The sequence below is a fragment of the Legionella bozemanae genome, assembly GCF_001648595.1.
GTDB classification, from domain to species: domain Bacteria; phylum Pseudomonadota; class Gammaproteobacteria; order Legionellales; family Legionellaceae; genus Legionella; species Legionella bozemanae.
Window position 1 is genome coordinate 63383 of the sequence record NZ_LBAW01000015.1, and the last position, 20791, is coordinate 84173.

The window sequence follows — 20791 nt, forward strand, 5'->3', positions numbered from 1 at the left end:
TCCTTAATATTCTCTAACGTTTTGCAATTGCGCTTGCATCCTGTGATGCGCTTTAGTTACTTCTTCTGAGTTAGATACCTCTGCAACCGCTACACGCCACCAGGTTTGATAGCCATTACTCATGGTCTTAGGCAATATCGGCAATACAATCATTGAAGAACATGCTTCATTTCGCGCAGTTTCCATGGCAACAGCCAATTGCTCATAAGCATCCACAAAAAAAGTTTTAGCACCCAGACCTTCCGCGTATTTGCAAAAATTGATTGGCAAATAATTCCCAGAAAGCTTCTTGGTTTTATCTTCTCGATAACGAAACTCATTGCCAAAACCTTGGCTACCCTGGCTTTCTTGTAAATTTTTAATGCATTGAAAACCATGATTATTAAAAAGAATGATGGTTATTTTCTTGTGCTCCTGGATGCTGGTAAGCAACTCTGAATGCATCATCACAAAACTGCCATCGCCCACCAAAACATACACTTCACCAGGAGTATTTTCTTTAGCTAGCCTTACCCCTAAGCCTGCAGCGACTTCATAACCCATGCAAGAGTACGCATATTCCAGATGATAATCTTTAGGCTTTTTGGATTTCCACAAACGATGCAAATCTCCGGGCAAACTTCCTGCAGCACAGATAATGACATCATCTTCGGTCACCATTTCATTTAACAAACTGATGACTTTGGTTTGTGATAAACCATCCCCTGCCGCATGAGTCACAGTACAAATTCGTTTTAATTCCTTCTGCCATTCATTTTGATAGCGCTGCATACATTGTTGATACTCTTTAGATGTTTGATAAGCCCCTAATGTTTTCCCTAATTGTTCTAAGCCTGTTTTTGCATCTCCTTTCAACATCAAACCATTCATTTTGATTGCATCAAAACGGGAGACATTAAGATGAATGATTTGGCATTCTTCATTTTTAAAACCCCATTTAGACGCAGTAGTAAAATCTTGCAGACGCGAGCCGATTACTAAAATCACATCTGCTTGTGCTGCCAGAACATTGGCTACTTCAGAACCTGTGACACCTATTCCACCCACATTCATACAGTGACTTTCTGGCAAAGCACTTTTTCCTGCCTGAGTTTCAGCAACTGGGATTTTATGGTGTTCTGCAAATTGAGATAAAACGTCTGTTGCAAATGAATAATGAACACCACCTCCTGCAATAATCAATGGTTTTTTTGCTTTAAAAATAAGTTGGGCGGCTTCATCCAGAGCACGTTCACTAATAGGCTCTCGATCAATGTGCCAAAAACGTTTTTCAAAAAAAGAACGCTCATAATCATATGCTTCGGATTGCACATCCTGCGGTAAACATAACGTAACCGTGCCCGTTTCAACAGGATCCGTAAGTACCCTCATTGCATTGATGCATGCGGTCATCAATTGTTCGGGGCGCGCAATTCGATCCCAATATTTACTCACCGGCTTGAAGCAATCATTCACAGACAGGGTATAATCATGTGGGACTTCAAGTTGTTGTAATACGGGATCCGGCTGTCTGCAACTGAAAATATCGCCCGGTAGCAACAAGAGGGGAATTCTGTTTGTGGTTGCTGTAGCTGCTGCTGTAATCATATTGGTTGCACCTGGACCTATAGAGGAAGTACAGGCAAAAATACTTAATCTGTTTTTTTGTTTTGCATAGGCCGTAGCTGTGTGTGCCATTCCTTGTTCGTTATGTCCCTGATAATAAGTCAGCCCATAATTGTCATACTCAAGCGCTTCACCTAAACCTGTCACATTCCCATGCCCAAAAATTCCAAATACTCCCGCAACAAACTGATGTGCATGCCCATCCAGCACTACGTATTGATTCGCCAAAAACCGCAATAAAGCCTGAGCCATTGTTAATCGAATTTTCATGCAAATTATTCCTTGAAATTATTATTTTTTCAGACTTTGACTGCCGTCCTGCTCCCTACTTCCCGCGACGTGTTCGCGGGATCCAGTGTTACTGGACAAACTAGACTCCGCAAACAAGTCGTGAGGGCGAGGCGTAGGCTGGTTGCCATGGCGGCCGAGGCCTTTTTTCCATACCCTGTTATTTGCCTTATGTGTTCTTGTCCATTCATGTTCTTTGATAAAAGTCGGTGTCGTATAGGGGTTATCTTTTAAATGACGAATAAACCAAAGCGTATAAAGAGCATATCCCGGAGCGACACAATGCGCATGGGTCTGACCATTAGCAATTTGATACGTATCATAATTTTCAATACGTAAAACCTCTTTCCCATTCTCACCAAATGCATAGCCTTGGGGTTCTGAAAAACGATAATGATAGATTTCAGGTTGATCATGATAATGAGAAGGATAACTTGACCAGCGCCCTTGAAAGGTAATAATTTCTCCAACAACTAAATTAGACTCAGGTCTGTTGCGCTTATCAAATACCGTCCTCACGATACGATATGAGCTATCATCCAAAATGTCTTTTCCCCGATTATCTAACTCCACAAGATTGGGCTGATTAAATAATAAAGGAGCAAATGAAGCATGATTTTCTGTCTCAATCAACAAAATTTCACAATCAGTCAACGCATCCACAGAAGCTCTTTGGCCGGCAGGACAATGCAAGACGATAGGCTCCTGAGAAAAATAATCATAGCGCGCTACATGCTGGCTTTGCTGTCCATAGTGAAATATTACTTTTCCAGTCATTAATAAGGCAGCAAATTCATAATGTTCATTAAATAAGTAGTTTTGGCCAGCATCTAATTTAATCGAGCGAAAACTCATGCCTTGAGATAAGGGCTCTAATGTAACAATGGCATTTAATCCTCGATTAAAACCCTGGGGGTTTTTAATAAGAATCGGAGAATTATGTTGATTATGCTTTTGATGTAAGTGCAGCAAATAAGCACTTTTCCAAATTTGCGGATCATCATCAAAATGTTGAATAAAATAGTCTAACTCTTCTTTATAAGGAATAGCTGGAGCACAGCCATGGCGAGTGACTACCAGAGCCCCACTGGCATTCGCATAAGTAGTAGCAGCCTCCCAGGATTTCCCCTGCAAAAGAGCTGATAAGAGACCAGCCATAAATCCGTCGCCTGCTCCAAGCACATTCAGTACTTCAACAGGAAACGGCTTAGATTGTAAGCACTGGCTGCCGTTAGCAAAATGAACTTCACAACCTTTCTCGCCACGCTTTATCACTACAGGTGCCTGAGTCAATTCCCTTATTTTCTCTAATGCATCATAAACTTCCTCACATCCACCTGCGATACAAATTTCCTCCTCAGTACCTACGATTAAATCACAAAGAGATAAAATACGTTGATAGATTTTACTTACTTTCTGACTATGGCGGTATCGCGTTTCTCCATCACCTAATGCGGTTAATCCCCAAAGAACAGGACGATAATCCAGATCAAGAACTACTGCAGTTTCAGCCTTTCTTGCACATTGGATAACCTCTTCGGTAGTTTGTAACATCGTATCAGTAGATAATCCTGTACCTGTGATTAAAATAGCTTTCGCCTGTTCCAACACGCTCTGGCTTATTTGCTGCGGCTTAATTTGCATATCCGCACAATCAGTACGATAAAACATTAAAGGGAATTCATGAGGAGGCTTAATACCCAGCAATACCAGTCCTGTTAAATGATGTTCCGTTGTCTGTAGCAAGTCGGTATTGACTCCTTCAGCATGTAATTCATTTTTTAAAAAATGCCCCATTTCATCGTGACCAACACAAGAAAACATCATACATTTTAGACCAAGACGGGCAGCACCCACGGCAATATTTCCTGCACAGCCCCCTAGATATTTTTTAAAACTCTGAGCGTCGCTAAGCGATACACCAATTTGCTCTGCATACAGATCAACTGCTACCCGTCCCATGCAAATCAAATCTACAGATCTATTTGTATCAAAGTAAAATGATGGATAAATCATGTCATCCTCAACTTATAGAAACAGGTAATTTAGTAACCAAAGATTGTTTTGCAGCTTGGGCGATACGCAAGGCTTGCAACCCATCTCTTCCAGAAACAGGGCTGGGTTTATTATGCAGCCAAGCATCATAAAATGAATTTAACTCTGCTCTAAACGCCTGATGATAACGTTCAAGAAAAAAATATTCTGGATTGGCTTGTTCTGTGAAGGTATTTGCATAATGAATCACTGAATGTTTCAATTGATTATTGGCCAACAACATTCCTTCTTTACCGAATACCTCAATCCGTTGATCATATCCATAAACCGCCTGGCGACTATTATCAATGACACCCATCGCGCCATTAGCGAAACGCATTTGTATGATTGCAGTATCCACATCATCTAATGCTTCAAAATCTGGATTAATCAGTACTGCGCCCGTCGCATACACCTCAATAACTTCCGATTGGGTTAAAAAACGAGCCATATCAAAATCGTGAATGGTCATGTCCATAAACAGGCCTCCAGAGGTTGCGCAGTACTCCTTGGTAGGACAAACAGGGTCACGAGAGGTAATCTTAACAAGATGAACGGCACCAATTTCACCTGTTTGCACCTGTTGGTGCAGATGGGCAAAACTTGGATCAAAGCGTCGATTAAAACCGAGCTGTAATAAAGTGTTATTTGCCTGCACTGTTTCTAATACATCCAAAATTTCTTTTTCATTCAAGCCTATTGGTTTCTCACAAAATATCGCTTTACCCGCTTCGCTTGCTGCTTTAATCTGCTCTACATGCAAATTCGAAGGTGAAGCAATCAGGATTGCATCCAGACGTTGATGAAACACTACTTCTTCAAAATGAGTGTATTGACCTGTAATCGACAATTTATCGGCCCATTCCTTATTCAGATAAGGATCTGCGATGGCTAGTAATTCATATTGTGGTAAATAATATTTGATATTCTCTGCATGTAACTTACCGATTCGTCCTGCACCAATGATCCCTATACGGCATTTTCTTAGTTGATGTGCATTATCCATTTTTTAATCTCTCACTAATTCAATTTCGTTTGTTTTTATTTCTGATAATGATTTGCCAATGTCTCTGATTTTTTTACCTGACATCAAATTTTTCTCTATTTTTTCCAAAGAAGTCCCTGTTGTCTCAGGTACAAAATGATAAACAAAGAAAAAAGCCAGCAAGCATAATGAACCAAATAAAGCAAAAGTAAGTCCTTCTCCTAAATTTTGGTAAATCGCCAGAAAAGATATGGAAACTACAAAATTAGCGCCCCATTGCGCTACCGTGGCAATACTCATCGCCAAACCACGCACCGATAAAGGATAAATTTCAGAGATCAAAACCCAAAATAAAGAGCCTACGCTAATACAATAACCCATTACATAAGTTGATAAAGAACCCAATATCCAAAATTTTTGACCAGGTAATTCTGTATTAAATAAAAGGCTCACTACAAAAAGGCTTAGGGCAGCGAGCATCGCACCACTTAATAATAGGAAACGTCGACCTAATTTATCGATATAAAATAAAGTAAGTAATGTAAATAAAAAATTAACTGCCCCCATACAAAAGGTAGCCAAAATGGCATTCGAAACAGGATAAAAACCCGCTGATTCAAAAATAACGGGGCCGTAATACATTACTGCATTAATTCCAGAGAACTGCTGAAATATTCCCAAACTGATACCAACCACGAGAACAAAAATGATTGGAGCTCGAAACAATAAGTTATGATTCGGTTGGGTTTGTTGTATATTGCTCTGGATCTCATCGACTTCTTTTTGAATATCATACTCCAACGGACGAATACGTTTTAAAACGTGCAAGGTTTTATCCATTCCATATTTCTTCATGAGCCAACGCGGTGAATGGGGAACAAAATGCATCCCTATAAATAAAATCAGGGCAGGAATACTCCCCATTCCAAATAATAATCGCCAGCTGTTTACAGAGTAGTCATGGAAAAAATAACCGATTAAATATGCTATTGCCTGACCAAAGGTAATCGTCAAACCATTAATCAACACTAAAGTTCCTCTTCGGTCAGGAGGAGCAATTTCTGCAATAAATAATGGGGTAATGTAAGAAGCAATTCCAATGCAAATACCAATGATAAATCGACCAACTAATAACAGAATGAACTCATGTGTGATTGCACATAGAGCAGTCCCTACAATAAACCCCATAGCAACTGTTTTGAGTAGAAAACGCCGACTTAGTTTATCAGCAAAGAAACCACTTAAAGGAATGCCAAGAATACAACCAAGTATACTAATACTCACTACCTGGGACCATTGCCACTCAGAAAGAAACAATTGAGCCATCACCTGATCTTTAACATCGGCGATCACACTGGAATCAAAACCAAATAAAAAACCACCAAATCCAGCAATCAGGGCAACAAAAAAAACAAATGAATTAACTCCTGCATTCATAGTATTACCATCCCTAGCTCATACTTAATGGTTGGTGATGTTATCATTCTCCATGTCGAATAAATAGATGGTAATGTCTGAAAATAAACAATTTTCTGGCGAAGTATTTTTCTCGACAAACGTTGGATTTAATAGCCTGAGGGAGCTCACTTTTTAACTTGTTTAATCTGTAGATTTCAACGTCCCGCCCCCGCGAACAAATCCTGAGAGAATCACGCGAAATTTACCTCCCCTACGTACCGCGCTTATGCGCGGTACCCAGAAGATGTTTCTTGAGGCACAAAAGGTGCTGATTAGGAGGGGCTATTGCTCTGGATACTGCGCATAAAGCGCAGTACGTAGAACGTTGAGTATCGTTCATTTAAAAACATAAAGTTACTTTTATTTCTCTAGAGATATTCCCTGATGAAACACCATCCGCCATATGTTATTTTTTCTTCGCCAAATCGAAATACGTCGAGCAAATTTACTTTCTGAAAAATGATTTTGCTTCATCTCGCTGAGGTACGTTAATAAAACCACGTCTTCTACCAAAAGTTTTGCCTCAAACTCCGTACCTGTTGCTTCAGAATAATCTTCTAGTGACAACCATCGGGCTGCTTCATTTTTATCATGAATTTTGCCGTTACTTCCATATTCAATAAACTCATCATCGATTAAATTGATTAAAACAGCGACTGAATCCTTCTTGGCAAGCAACTGTTTTTCATAATGAATAATTTGATTAACAACTGATTCCATAAGTTAGTTCCTCTCAATGCACTCTTCCATTAGTCGAGTGGCAACTGCTTAAACTTTGAACACAAGTCACTCTTCTTACCTACTTGCTAGGCTTTATGCACGGCATCCAGCCACTCGAACCTATAAGATTCCGCCCATAAAGCACAGGAATGCAAGCATTTTTAGATACGTTTACTTAACCGCATAAGTACTTAGGCAAAATTTTTGTCGCAAAATATGATAATATATACAAAGATGAGTGATGCAAAGTAATTTTAGATGCAGCCTTTTTGCTCCCAATGCATCGTTTTTAGATTAAAACCATGAGCCATACCCCCAAGGTTAAGTTATGAAAAAAAAGCGGATTATAGTCGGTATCACTGGGGCTTCCGGAATTATTTATGGGATCCGTCTGTTGGAGTTATTAGCTCATACAGAGTACGAAACCCATCTTATAGTATCCAAAGCCGCCCAACAAACTCGCGCCTATGAATCCGAACTTTCTGCAACTGATCTTTATAATCTTGCCGATAAGCATTATCCAATTTATGATATCGCCGCATGCATTTCGAGTGGCTCTTATATTACTTCAGGCATGATTATTGCGCCTTGTTCCATGCGAACCTTAGCAGACATTGCTTGTGGGACAACCTCTAATTTATTAACCCGTGCAGCAGATGTTATTTTAAAAGAACGCCGACGGTTGGTATTAATGGTTCGTGAAACCCCGCTGCATCTTGGCCATATTGAAAATATGAAACGGGCAACAGAAATAGGTGCTATTATCGCTCCTCCTGTGCCTGCATTTTATAATAATCCGCAAACAATCGATGACATTGTTACCCATAGCGTTGGACGCGTTCTTGATTTATTTGATATAGAACTCAATTGCATTAACCGCTGGGATGAAAAAGAAAAGAAAACAATCCCTGAACATGAAGATTAATTGATGCAAGATATTCAACCACCTTCGTTTGAAACATACTTACTGAAAATATACAAAATCCATTGTTTAATGGAGTACAATTCAAGCCTACCTTTGCTATAGAGTAAAAAGGAGTATTAATTTTAATATCCGCAAAAGGATAGGTGTGATTTCAATATATCTCATTAAGTTCTATTCTGTGGCATTATTGTGATATAAACATTGTCAGAAGGTCAATGATCATAAATAAATAGATGAAACAAGGTGATTTTGAGTGATTTGTTAACAAGGAATGTAAATGACTACACGTATATTATTTAGAAAAATTACTCTAATTTTTTATCTCTGTACAGCGATGTTATTTCTTGGTTCTTGTACAAAAGCTGCAAACTCTAACGCACAACATGCAGGAGTTGGAGAAGAATATGGTAAAAGCGATCCTGCCTGGCGTTAGACGTATTTTTTATTGGCAAGAGATTCCCTTCTTATGAAAATTTACTTGTTTTTGTTTACTTTCTTATATTGCATCGCTACTCAAGCAACACCCACGCTCGCATTTGAGCGTTATGGTTCCATTTGGACTGCCAGGATGGATGGTAGCAAAGCTCAAAAAATTACTGAGGGTTACATTCCCGAAATTTCACCTGATGGTAACTACATTGCCTATAATGTAGTAGATAAATCAGGGAGCCGTTACCTGGCAATCATTGAGCTTAAATCAGGTAAGATAACTCCGTTAAAAAATATACCATCCGCGAACAGCTTTAATCCAGTGTGGTCTCCTGATGGTAAAACACTGCTCTTTAATACCTTTATCAATAATAATTGGTACCTGGCATTAGTCGATGCAGAGGGACGCGGTTTTCACCTCCTCAAGAATACCCTGAATGAATACAGCCCGGCATGGGCGAAAAATGGAGCATCTTTTTTTAGCCACGACCTGGATGCAATTTATTGGATGGATTTTAAAGGAAACCTAATAAAGAAATGGAATCTTAATGAGATTATCCCTCAGGGCAGCATGAGCAGCGCTTCTCGTATCCATCTCTCTCCTGATGGAAAAACACTAATTATGGATGTGGATATGAATGAAGAGATTCTGAAAAATTGGAATGAACCTCCGCCCGCCCTCTGGACGCTCCATCTTGATTCAGGAAAAACGACACGTATTACTCCCAAAGGAAGGCCAGCATGGAATCCTTTTTGGATTAACTCAGAAGAGTTTATTTTCTTAGAACAAGGAATAAACGAGAAAACTCCTGGGTTATATCGCGGCTCGCTAAAAAGTTCATCTAAGGTGCTCTTATTAAAAAATGTTCAAACACCAAGCGTTTCGAGATAAGGATCATTACCATTTTTTTCTTTAGAGCACTCTCAGCATCACCGTATTTTTAGACAGTTTATATTCCATAATTCATGGATTTTTGCTCTATTTTTAGGATGAGCATCCCCCTGCAAATACCCACAAACGAGAAAGAGTCATGCCTTTCTTTACAAAAGAGCTAAGCGACATTGGTAATACCTATCGCCTAGTATATTCCCAAAAAAAATATTTACCCCTAAAATAAAGAAATAAGAGGCTATTAAAAAATACAATTATGGATCCTATAAAAAGGAAAAGTATTTTTGCTGGTTTATATGGAAATACTTTAGAGTGGTTCGATTTTCTTCTTTACGCCAACTTTACCCCCTTATTTGCCCAATTATTCTTTCCCTCAGACGAATATTTTGTTTCTCTTCTTCTCACCTTTGGTGTATTTTCCGTCGGTTTTTTTATGCGTCCGCTAGGAGGTGTATTACTGGGACATTATGCAGATCATATTGGCCGACGAAAAACCCTCATTCTCTCAATGTCTATTATGACATCGTCCACTGCATGCATCGCGTTGATACCCGATTTTAATTCTTTAGGTATTATTTCTCCTTTATTATTTATTTTTTTTAGGTTAATTCAAGGAATTGCAGTAGGAGGAGAGCTTCCTGGTTCAACAACTTTTCTTATTGAACATATGGCAGATCATCGACGTGGTTTTGCGGGAAGTTTAGTATTAAGCACTGCTTTTCTAGGCATTTTTTTGGGGTCACTTACTGCTTCTTTACTTAGTGTTTTATTAGCTGAAGATACCCTGCAGGCCTGGGGATGGCGTTTGGCGTATTTAATCGGTGCATTACTTGGATTAATAGGAGTTTATTTACGCCTTACGAGCGTTGAGCCTGCTACCTTTTTGAAAGCCAAACATACCACAGAGCTTCCTGCAAAAATTGTGTTTTTTGGTTATCCGCGCAAATTAGTGTTAGCCATCGTTTTTACGAGCATATTAGCAATGAGCAATTACCTACTCATCGCTTATATAACGAGTTTTTTAGTGAAATCAGAAGGATTTTTATTAAAAGATGCCTTATTAGCTAACTTTATTGCACTGCTCGTTTTAACACTATTAATTCCTTTGATGGGTTTATTATCAGATTATTTCGGCAGGAAGCCCATTTTTTTGTTGGGTGCACTTGGCATTTTCATTTTTATTTATCCCATATTTATTCTTTTTTCGAGTGGAATTTGGTGGCAAATCCTCTTAGGAGAAATAATCTTAGCGATAATACTTGCGCCGTTGAATGCTGCAGTACCTACCATGCTTGCAGAGATGTTTCCCACATCGATTCGCGCTAGTGGCGTATCTATTGGCTATAATATTGGCCAGGCGGTCTTTGGTGGGACAATGCCTTTAGTTTCTTTAACCTTGGTTGAATTAACCGGGAATAAATATGCTCCTGCGTTATATATTCTCTTTTGGGTGATTATAGCAATTATTGCTGCTCGCTATGCGCGAGAAACTTATCTTGATAAGTTAGCCTAAAATGACCATTGATAATATATATGCCAGTTCTCTTTTGCATGTGATAATGAGATTACTATCTACGATTCAAACAACAATATTAAAGGATATATTCTAATAATTTTTGTATCTCTGCGGGAGAAAAAAATATTCGTAAGAGCGCTCGCATCCAATTTTAATTAATAAAAAATCAATATGATTTTAATTTGGCCGTCATGCTATAATATTAAATATGCCTTTTTGAGTTTTTTACTATGCCTTCGTCCTTTGAAATTATAAAAAATGAGAACAATCTGAATAACGCCGAGGAAGCTCAAGCCGGTACTCCAATTCAACCACTGGCAGAGATGGATAGAACGAAACTAGCCCTTGAACATCATCATCATCGTATACGGTATGTTCATGGTGTGCCTTACATTAATTATCAAGATAAAGATTGCCCTGTAGTTACACGAGACGTACGTAATTTTAATCAAAGAGTATTCTCAATAGGCTCATCCTCCAGTCGAGAAATGATTATGTTAGATCCAGAGGCTGAATCCCTAAAAAAGCTCTATGCTGAATTACGCCAAAATATAAGAGCTGGCGCTACAACCTTAGAAATTTTACAAGAAATCTCTAAATTGACTCAAAAAACCTTTCCTATAAGCGAGACCACTCTTTTAAAAGAATTTGTGGAGAAGCACTTAAAAGAAGGAAACCCTATTATCCCCTTAGATGCATTCATGCAAACGGGAATTGGATTATGTCGCCACCATACCTTATTAAATGCTTATTTGATGAGTCGATTAGTTGATGACGGTATTCTTCAAGGAGAGGTAATACATCAACGCCACTCCTTCCAAAAACATGGGGCTCATACCTGGAATCTATTTCGGGACACCAAAGATGGAACACTTTATTCCTTAGATTCATTATGGAAAAACGTGACCTCACTTGCTGATAATCCAGGTGATTTAAATAGGTTATATGGTTTTGATGTTGAATCAGGAATTAAGGCAGCATTTGGCGCATTTCAATTATCGAGCAAACAAAAAGTTCATGTTTCCTCACCTGAACATAAAGCTCATGCTGCATCAAAACCTCCTGCAGCGCTGGAACCTATTCCGGCACTAAATCTTGCTCTCCTAGACATACTACGTAAAAAAGATGCACTACAAAACATCAAAAATGAGATACCAAAAAAATTCTTTAATATAAATGATAGGGCTCTGGAAGAAGATCTGGTAGAAATGATAAAGAAAGAGAAACTAATTGACGCCCATGATAAAAATAAGATACCGCAAAAATTCCTTAATATAAATGATAGAGATCGGGAAGAAGATCTAGAAGAAATGATAAAAGAGCAACGAAATGAGGCCCATGATAAACAGATACTCCATAACCAAGAGATCATACAATTTTTCAAACCAGCACATAAAATAGAGAAAATTGACCCTGATGAGAAACCAGAGAAATTTTTTAATCTAGAGAGATAATAGAGATGAGCACTTAGGATAATGAGGAGAATGATACATTATTTGTAGGCTCCACTTGCAATGTCCATCTAAGCTTAGTCCAGTATATTATATTACTCTACTTCGCAGTGCGGAAAAACAAATAGTGGCTTGCACATCAAATAGGATATTGATATATCATCATTTATTTTTTTAAATGGTCATTTTTTACAAATAAAAAACTGTACAATTTCAAACCACCCATCAAATATCTTCTATAATAGAAAGAAGCGTCCTTCGCTTTTAGAACTTCACGCTATCGAATAATGGAAAGAACATAAATGATTTCTATATCCGGATATGCATTACGTGAAAAAATGCGCCGTAACCATAATATTGATACCTATTATGCCTTGCGATTAAAAGATAGGTGTAGAGTCTTGCTAAAAACTCCTAATAAATTTCATTCGAGCTCTGAAAATTTAGCCATTTTACAACATGAATACCACTTACTGAGCATGATTGAAACGCCTACGATCATTAAAGCTTATGATTTTCTGCAAAATACCTATGCGCCTGTTTTAATCCTAGAGGATGTAAAAGGACAGTTGCTCACTTCCTATCTTTTAATGCATCAATTAGATATTGACGATTTTTTTAACTTAGCATTGCAGCTCGTTGATATTGTAGGGGAATTACATCAACGACAAATTATTCATAAAGAAATTAATCCATCCAATATTGTTATTGATCCTGAAAATATGGTTCTTAAATTAGTTGACTTAAGCGCTTCAACAAAGCTTACTGAAGAAACCTTTGATTATCTCAAGCTCAGCGAATTTGAAGAAGGTTTAGCTTATATCTCACCTGAACAAACAGGAAGGATAAACAGGCCTGTTGACTATCGTACTGATTTTTATTCGCTTGGTATTACCTTCTATGAAATGCTGGCAAATCAATTGCCATTTCAAGCAGTTGATGCGCTTGAACTCGTACATTGCCATATTGCAAAAAAACCACCAACCGTATTACAAGTTAGACCAGATACACCCAAAATGCTCGCAGCTATTATCGATAAGTTATTAGGTAAAATGCCGGAAGAACGTTATTCAAGCATTATTGGATTGAAGTCTGATCTTCAGGAATGCTTTAGACAATGGCAACTTAAAGGCTCGATTAGTGAATTTTCACTGGGAACACATGATATTCGCGATCACTTAATCATTTCTCACAATTTATATGGCCGAGAAAAACAAGTGAACCAGTTAATGAGAGTATTTAACCGAGTTCGTCAAGGCACTAAAGAAATGATCTTTGTTGCGGGCTATTCTGGTATTGGCAAAACCTCTTTAGTTAAAGAGGTGCACAAACCCATTATTCAGCATAAAGGCTATTATATCCAAGGTAAATTTGACCAATTACAGCGAAGCATTCCCTATAGTGCCATTGTTGCTGCCTTTAAAAATCTAGTCAAACAAGTACTTTCCGAAAGCGAAGAGCGGTTAGAAAAAATAAAAAAACTTCTTATTTACTCATTAGGCAATGTAGGGCAGGTTGTTATCGATGTCATTCCAGATGTTGAGTTAATTATAGGAAAACAAGCCCCAGTACGTTCCTTGAATCCTGCGGAATCCCAAATTCGTTTTAATCTCGTATTTCAAAATTTTGTTCGCGTATTTGCTCAACCTGAGCATCCACTTGTTCTGTTTTTGGATGATTTGCAGTGGGCGGATAATTCTTCGCTTAATTTCATAGAAAATTTATTACAAGATCGGGAAACAAATTATTTACTCATTATTGGAGCTTATCGAGATAATGAAATTAATGAGAATCATCCATTGCAATTAAGCATAAATAATTTAAATAAAAATAAAGTGAATCTAAGTACTCTCACTCTAAAACCCTTGCGATTAAATAATATCCAAGAACTAATACACGACACATTATCTGGTTCACAAAGAAAAATCCAAGGGCTTGCTCAATGTATTTATGATAAAACACATGGCAACCCATTTTTTATTAATGCATTTCTTCGCAACATTTATGAGCAAAAAATACTTAATTTTTCTTATGAACGAGGCGCATGGGAATGGGATTTAGCCAAAATCCAACAACAAAGTGCTACCGATAATGTAATTGATTTGTTAACCACCAAAATTCATTTACTTCCCAATACTACCCAGGAAATTTTAAAACTTGGTTCATGCTTTGGTCATCAATTTGATTTTAATACCTTAAAAGTGATTAGTAGTGAATCGACGAGTCACATTGCAGAACAACTTTGTCAGGCAATTAAAGCAAATCTTATTTATCCGCTTGAAGAAAGTTATAAAACATTAGGACTAATGGGGCTTGATGAACATATTGCCACCCTCGATACAAACTCCCTACATTATAATTTTTCTCATGATCGCATTCAGCAAGCGGCTTATGAACTTATTAATGTAGAAGACAGACCAAGCATTCATTTAAAAATTGGCCGCTTATTATTAAAAAACAAACCCTTAATAGAAAATGATGAGCGATTATTTGATGTACTCGAACACTTTAATCAAAGTATTGCTTTAATTCATACCTCCAAAGAAAGACTAAAACTGGCTCAATACAATTTGTGGGCAGGTCAAAAAGCAAAACTCGCATCTGCTTATTATGCGGCTAATGAATATTTATCAGCGGGCATTGAATTATTAAAACCTAATAATTGGGAAAAAAATTATAATTTAACATTCCAGCTTCATAAGGAATTAGCGGTTTGCAGATATTTAATTAGTGATTTTAAAGCTGCAGATAAATATTTTTCTGCACTATTAAAACACGCAAAAAATGCACTCGAGGAAATTGAAATTTATCGTTTAAAAATTGAGATGTTATCTACCTTGGGGAAACATACCGAAGCCTTGGAAATGGGATTGAATACATTGCGAAATTTTGGCATTAAACTGCCTAAAAAACCTAATTTAATGCATGTCTTAATTGCCATTTATAAAGTAAAACTCCAATTAAAAAATACTAAAGTAGAATCTATAAATTTACCTTTAATGAACGATTCAAAACAAATCGCACTTGTGGATTTAATTACGCAATTATTCAATAGTGCATTTATCACGAATCAACAATTGTTTGTTATTCTCACCTGCAAAAATATTAGTTTAAGTTTAAAGTATGGTTATACTGAAAGCACCTCAATGTCTATTCCCGTTTATGCATTTATAATAATGCACTCATTAAATCTTTATCAGGAAGCACTCTCCTTTGTAACACTTTATAACAATCTAAAGCAAAAATACGGAGCATCAAATTTCGAAGGAAAAAATCAATTTGTATTAGGTTCTTTTATCGAACCATATCAAATGTCGATGCATCTATGTAATACCACAATAACTAAAGCATTTAGACTGTGTTGTGAAGTCGGAGATTTAGTATACAGTAATTACAGTAACTTACTTTTGGTTCTTCATTCGCTTTCAGCAGGAAAAAAACTTGATGAGGTAAAAAAGAACGTACAATCTACCTTGTCCTTTATGTCACGCGTTAAAATTTCTGATTTTATTGAAGTGGCAAAATTCTGGGACTATTTATGCCAATGTTTGGAAAAACCGGGTTCCACAAAGATTAAACAAATATCTTTATTTGAAGAAAATATTATTAAAGGAAAAAATAAAACCGAATTAAGCTTCTTCTATAGCTCATTGACATTATTACATTTTCTACTAGGAAATTTTTCGGAGGCAATCAAAGCGGGAAAGAATCATGAACTTCACTCTGAATACGATAAGGGTTTAATAAGCCATTTAGATGGTAAATTTTTCTTTGCTTTAGCTCTATTTTGTCAATTGCCTTATTTACCAAAATCTATGTACCGGCTTTCTTTAAAAAAACTGAAACAACTGGATCTTTTTATTAAAAAATATACCAACTGGTGTCCTGAAAACTTTAGAGCCTACTCCATGCTTCTTGCGGCTGAATTCTCACGTTTAAACGGACAGCATGAGAAAGCTCTTGCACTTTATGAACAAACGATAGAAACAGCATTGGCAGGAGGGCTCATTTTAATTGCTGCCATAGCAAATGAACGAGCTGCATATTATTGTCTTAATCTTAACCTAAACCAAATTGCAAAAATTTATTTGTATAATGCACATTGTTATTTTAAAGATTGGGGGGCAAATACAAAAGTGAGGCTGTTGGAGCCAATAAATCACACAGCAGCAGACTTTTCCCCTTCTCAGCATATGCTCCCAACAACTCAAGCTAAAGCAAAAAATCAGACCATTGATATGTTGACCATTTTAAAATTTACTCAGCTTATCTCCAGTGAAATTCGTTTAGATAAATTACTGCAGAAACTTTTAGTTATTGTATTAGAACATGCAGGAGCACAGCGAAGTATTATTTTAACTAAAAATAGTGAAAAATGGGTTGTCGAAGCAGAAGGTGATTTAGAACAACAAAGTATTTATCTTATTGGCTCCGAAAATATAGAAAGAGAAATAAAATATCCGATTTCTATTTTAAATTATGTTCAGCGCACTCAAAAACCTATTATTTTAAATGATGCCATCCAGTCAGAATTAACTTTTCAAGACGAATATGTTCAGGGAGAAAATCCACGCTCGCTTTTAATGATGCCACTGTTTTATAAAGGAAATTTATGTCGAATGTTGTATTTAGAGAACAATAGTACAAGCCATACATTTACAACAAGCCATTTAGACAGCCTTCAATTACTTGCCTCCCAAGCAATGATTTCGCTTGAAAATGCCAAACTCTATTATCAAGCAACTCACGATCCTTTAACCGGATTAGCCAATCGAAATATGCTGTATGAATTTTTTCAACAAATGACCAAACAAATAACGCATTTCCATGAGAAAGTCGCATTATTATTCCTAGATATCGATTATTTTAAAGTAATAAATGATACTTTAGGGCATGATAATGGAGATAAGCTCTTGATTCATATTGCAAAAACAATTAACTCATGTTTGCGTGAAGGTGATTTTGCCGCACGTCTAGGTGGAGATGAATTTACAATCATATTATCCAATATTAATTCTAAAGAACAAGTCACAATGATTGTAAAAAAATTATTAAATGAAATTTCGAAACCGGTTCCAATTGATGCGCATTTAATTCAAATTGCATCCAGTATGGGAATCAGTATCTTCCCTAATGATGGCCAAGATATTGAAACACTTCTTAAGTTAGCTGATACGGCCCTTTATCAAGCAAAAGAAAAGGGCAGGAATCAATTTCATTATTATTCAACAGAGTTGTATGAAGAATATCAGCAGACCCATGGTTTGAGTAAAGAGTTACAACAAGCTTATGACAGACAAGAATTCTTCTTAATGTATCAACCATTTTACACCACTGATGGACGCATCATAGGGCTTGAATCCTTATTGCGGTGGAATCACCCTGAAAAAGGAATTATAGAAGCATCAAAATTCATTCGTAGCTTAGAAAAAAGCTCATTAATGATTCCCGTTAGCGAGTGGATTATTAAAAGTACCTGCCATCAAGCAAAAATATGGCAGGATCAAAAAATACTTCCAGGCCCTATTGCAATCAATATCTCAACAATACAATTTATTCGCCACTCACTGAGCAAAATTGTTGCTGAAGCTTTAGCTGAAAATCGGTTGAAGGGATCATGCATTGAATTGGAAATTACGGAATCCGTTTTCATTGAATACAATGATGCGCTGTATAAAGAAATTGACGCATTAAAAGGAATGGGTGTTCATTTAGTGATTGATGATTTTGGAACGGGTTACTCAAGTTTATCGTACTTAAAAAACTTGCCTATTAAGAAAATAAAAATAGATAAAGCCTTTATTAATAATTCGCATAAGGATTATTTAGATCAAACGATTATTAAAGCAATTGCCACGATTGCTCATAAATTAAATATTAATGTTGTGGCCGAAGGCGTTGAAAATAAATTACAGCTTCAATTCTTACGCAAACAAGGTATTGATTGCATCCAAGGATATTACTACTCGCACCCCTTAACGGTTGAAGCGTGTGAAACTCTTTTAAGAAACATGCCATTAAAAAAGCATAAGTAGAATATCTTTTTTTACACGAAACCCAAAACTTTTTTCTCAAATTGAATTCTTTTTCTGCTAATGATAAATTCTTTCTCTTAATTTATTAGAGATAAAATATAATGACAAGGACGCTTTTTACTCTATCACTCATTCTATTCAGTTCCATTGCTTCCGCCCAAGATAAAGTGGTTCAACATTTTTTTAAAGATGTGGATCCATCGGAAATTTCTTCTACGATAAAAAATAACATACAGGCAAGTCATTTTCGCCTTGTTGAGATTGACCTGAATCAACTCTATGCTGAGCTTGAGAATGCTCCCCATCGAGATGAATTGCAATCAGGAGAGTCAATACAAATCGAGCTTCCTCTGCCAGATAAAACGACGAACCTGTATCAGGTTACGGAAAATAGTACGCTGCACCCGGAACTCAGCGCAAAATTCCCTGAAATTAAAACCTATGATGCGTATGGAGTTACTGAACCAGGCGAACTTGTCAAACTGGACCTCACCCCACAAGGTTTCCATGCAATGATTTTCAGACCAGGACAAAGTCCCGTTTTTATTGATCCTTTAAAAAAAGGAGATACCCAATATTATATTGTTTACTATAAAAAAGATTTCATTACCTCAAAACGCTTAAAATGCGGGGTACACAGTCAAAGTCCATTAGCAACTATTCCTGTTAGTTCAAAGCATTTTGCTAATTTTAATCCGTGCCGACTCAAAAAATACCGCTTGGCTATGGCGGCAACAGCTCAATACACACAATACTTTGGAGGAACAGTCGCCGCAGCATTAGCTGCTGAAGCAACCACAATCAACAGAGTGAATGGTATTTATGAAATCGACATGGCCATAACCATGCAGATTATTGCTAATAACAATCTCATTATCTATACCAATCCGAATAATCAACCCTATACACATGGCAATCCTGAAAGGATGATCGATCAAAATCAAAGGAATATTAACCAAGTAATTGGTCCACTTAATTATGATATTGGCCATGTTGTTGATTCGGCTGGAAGCGGTCTTGCTGAATTGGCCAGTGTTTGTGACAATAATGGCAAAGCCCGTGGAGTTACAGGTCGGAAGAATCCTATAGGAGATCCTTTTGATATTGATTATGTCGCCCACGAAATGGGCCATCAATTTGGAGCGAATCACGTACAAAACAACAACTGCAACAGAAATGGGCCAACAGCGGTAGAACCTGGAAGCGGTAGTACGATTATGGGTTATGCAGGGATTTGTGCCCCCAATGTGCAAAATAATTCAGATGCTTATTTTAATGGTATTAGCCTACAGGAAATGGGAAATTTTGTCTCCAGCCCTTCGCATACCTGCCCCGTAACAACACCGATTGCCAGTGCTCCTGTAATTAGTCGCGTCAACGGAGGATTTATTCCAGCACAAACTCCTTTTGCTTTGTTTGCATCAGCAACTAAAAGCGGAGCTGGAGTATTAACCTATACATGGGAACAGATGGATAACGAAATCTCTCCCCAGCCGCCAGTAAGCACCGCAACTGGTGGTCCGAATTTTAGAAGTTTTCCACCTCAAACTGTAGGTACGCGCTTCTTCCCTAATCTCAATGCGCTGAGCAATGGAGGTCCTTTTACCTGGGAAGTGTTATCGTCCGTTTCTCGCATTATGAAACTCAGAGTTTCCGTGCGGAGAAATATCCCTGGAGGTTCTTGTAATGCATATACTGACACTGCGGTAACCACTGTAAGTAGTGCAGGCCCCTTTATAGTGACATCCCCCACGAATTCAGGCATCATTTGGACGGGCCTGTCACCACAAACAGTCACTTGGGATGTTGCCAATACCAATATTTATCCAATTAATGCCTTTTTTGTGAGCGTCTTTTTATCAATTGATGGAGGAAAAACATTTCCCTATCCTCTCTTGTTAAATACGCCAAATAATGGATACGGGCAAATTTGTGTTCCTAATCTCAACACAACTACAGCTCGAATTATGGTACAAGCAAATAATGGAAGCTTTTTTAATGTTTCAAAAAATAATTTCTCGATCATTGCGGTCCCGCCTAGAGCTCCTGTATTGACGACTGCCGAGCGTAATCAAATGAATACCAATGAAGCATTTGTCTTCTATGCGGGTTGTGCCCCCCTATCCGGTGAAGTCTATACAGTGAATGGCTTGCCTGGGGCAACTGTAACATTGGACAACAAGAACAGCCGCTTCGTCATAGGAAACATTTTAACACCGAAAAGAGTACAGAATGTCACAATTACTGCAACTGGCGGAAATAAAGTCAGTGTCACTTCAAACCCAATTACTATTCTCAGTATTTTATAGACAAGGCTTAATTATGTATAAACATTACATAGCAACAATTATCGCATATATGCTGTCATTTAATGCCTATACTGGTGTTTACTCGGGTATTAATTTAGGTATTAATACAGTCGAAAACAAACATTGAAGCCATTAAAACAAGAC

At 37.4% G+C, this 20791-nt stretch carries 12 protein-coding genes; 7 read left to right on the forward strand and 5 right to left on the reverse strand.

What is annotated here, in order from left to right; all coding sequences use genetic code 11:
* Nucleotides 1–3 precede the first annotated feature (3 nt).
* The 5 genes from iolD to A8O27_RS11975 all read right to left on the reverse strand — a co-directional run bounded on the left by iolD (nt 4) and on the right by A8O27_RS11975 (nt 7090).
* Nucleotides 4–1875, reverse strand: coding sequence for a 3D-(3,5/4)-trihydroxycyclohexane-1,2-dione acylhydrolase (decyclizing) (iolD, locus tag A8O27_RS11955; RefSeq protein WP_058458242.1), 1872 nt, complete (start codon nt 1873–1875; stop codon nt 4–6).
* Between the two features lie 21 nt (nt 1876–1896).
* The gene (gene iolC, locus A8O27_RS11960; protein ID WP_235810464.1) at nt 1897–3909 is read right to left on the reverse strand and encodes a 5-dehydro-2-deoxygluconokinase; all 2013 of its coding nucleotides are present in this window, start codon (nt 3907–3909) and stop codon (nt 1897–1899) included.
* A 7-nt stretch (nt 3910–3916) separates the two neighbouring features.
* Nucleotides 3917–4933: an inositol 2-dehydrogenase gene (gene iolG, locus A8O27_RS11965; protein WP_058458243.1), complete on the reverse strand. Its 1017-nt coding sequence runs from the start codon at nt 4931–4933 to the stop codon at nt 3917–3919.
* Between the two features lie 3 nt (nt 4934–4936).
* Entirely contained in the window at nt 4937–6349 is a 1413-nt protein-coding gene (locus A8O27_RS11970; RefSeq protein WP_058458244.1) for a sugar porter family MFS transporter, read from the reverse strand.
* Between the two features lie 381 nt (nt 6350–6730).
* Nucleotides 6731–7090 (reverse strand): DUF4440 domain-containing protein, encoded by a 360-nt coding sequence (locus A8O27_RS11975; RefSeq protein ID WP_058458245.1) that lies wholly within the window; start codon nt 7088–7090, stop codon nt 6731–6733.
* A gap of 328 nt (nt 7091–7418) precedes the next feature.
* Between A8O27_RS11975 and A8O27_RS11980 the strand changes: the two genes are divergently transcribed.
* The 7 genes from A8O27_RS11980 (at nt 7419) to A8O27_RS12005 (ending at nt 20647) form a co-directional block, all read left to right on the forward strand.
* Complete coding sequence (locus A8O27_RS11980; RefSeq protein WP_058458246.1) at nt 7419–8015, forward strand: UbiX family flavin prenyltransferase; 597 nt, start codon at nt 7419–7421, stop codon at nt 8013–8015.
* Nucleotides 8016–8292: 277 nt separating this feature from the next.
* Nucleotides 8293–8448: a hypothetical protein gene (locus tag A8O27_RS18770; protein ID WP_154669243.1), complete on the forward strand. Its 156-nt coding sequence runs from the start codon at nt 8293–8295 to the stop codon at nt 8446–8448.
* A 33-nt stretch (nt 8449–8481) separates the two neighbouring features.
* Nucleotides 8482–9336 (forward strand): TolB-like translocation protein, encoded by an 855-nt coding sequence (locus A8O27_RS11985; RefSeq protein WP_058458247.1) that lies wholly within the window; start codon nt 8482–8484, stop codon nt 9334–9336.
* 256 nt (nt 9337–9592) lie between these two features.
* Entirely contained in the window at nt 9593–10849 is a 1257-nt protein-coding gene (locus A8O27_RS11990; protein WP_058458248.1) for an MFS transporter, read from the forward strand.
* A gap of 233 nt (nt 10850–11082) precedes the next feature.
* Complete coding sequence (locus tag A8O27_RS11995) at nt 11083–12306, forward strand: hypothetical protein (RefSeq protein WP_058458249.1); 1224 nt, start codon at nt 11083–11085, stop codon at nt 12304–12306.
* A 299-nt stretch (nt 12307–12605) separates the two neighbouring features.
* Nucleotides 12606–18338, forward strand: a complete 5733-nt coding sequence (locus A8O27_RS12000) for an EAL domain-containing protein (protein WP_058458250.1) — start codon at nt 12606–12608, stop codon at nt 18336–18338.
* 101 nt (nt 18339–18439) lie between these two features.
* On the forward strand, nt 18440–20647 hold the full coding sequence (locus A8O27_RS12005; RefSeq protein ID WP_058458251.1) for a reprolysin-like metallopeptidase: 2208 nt from the start codon (nt 18440–18442) through the stop codon (nt 20645–20647).
* Nucleotides 20648–20791 lie beyond the last annotated feature (144 nt).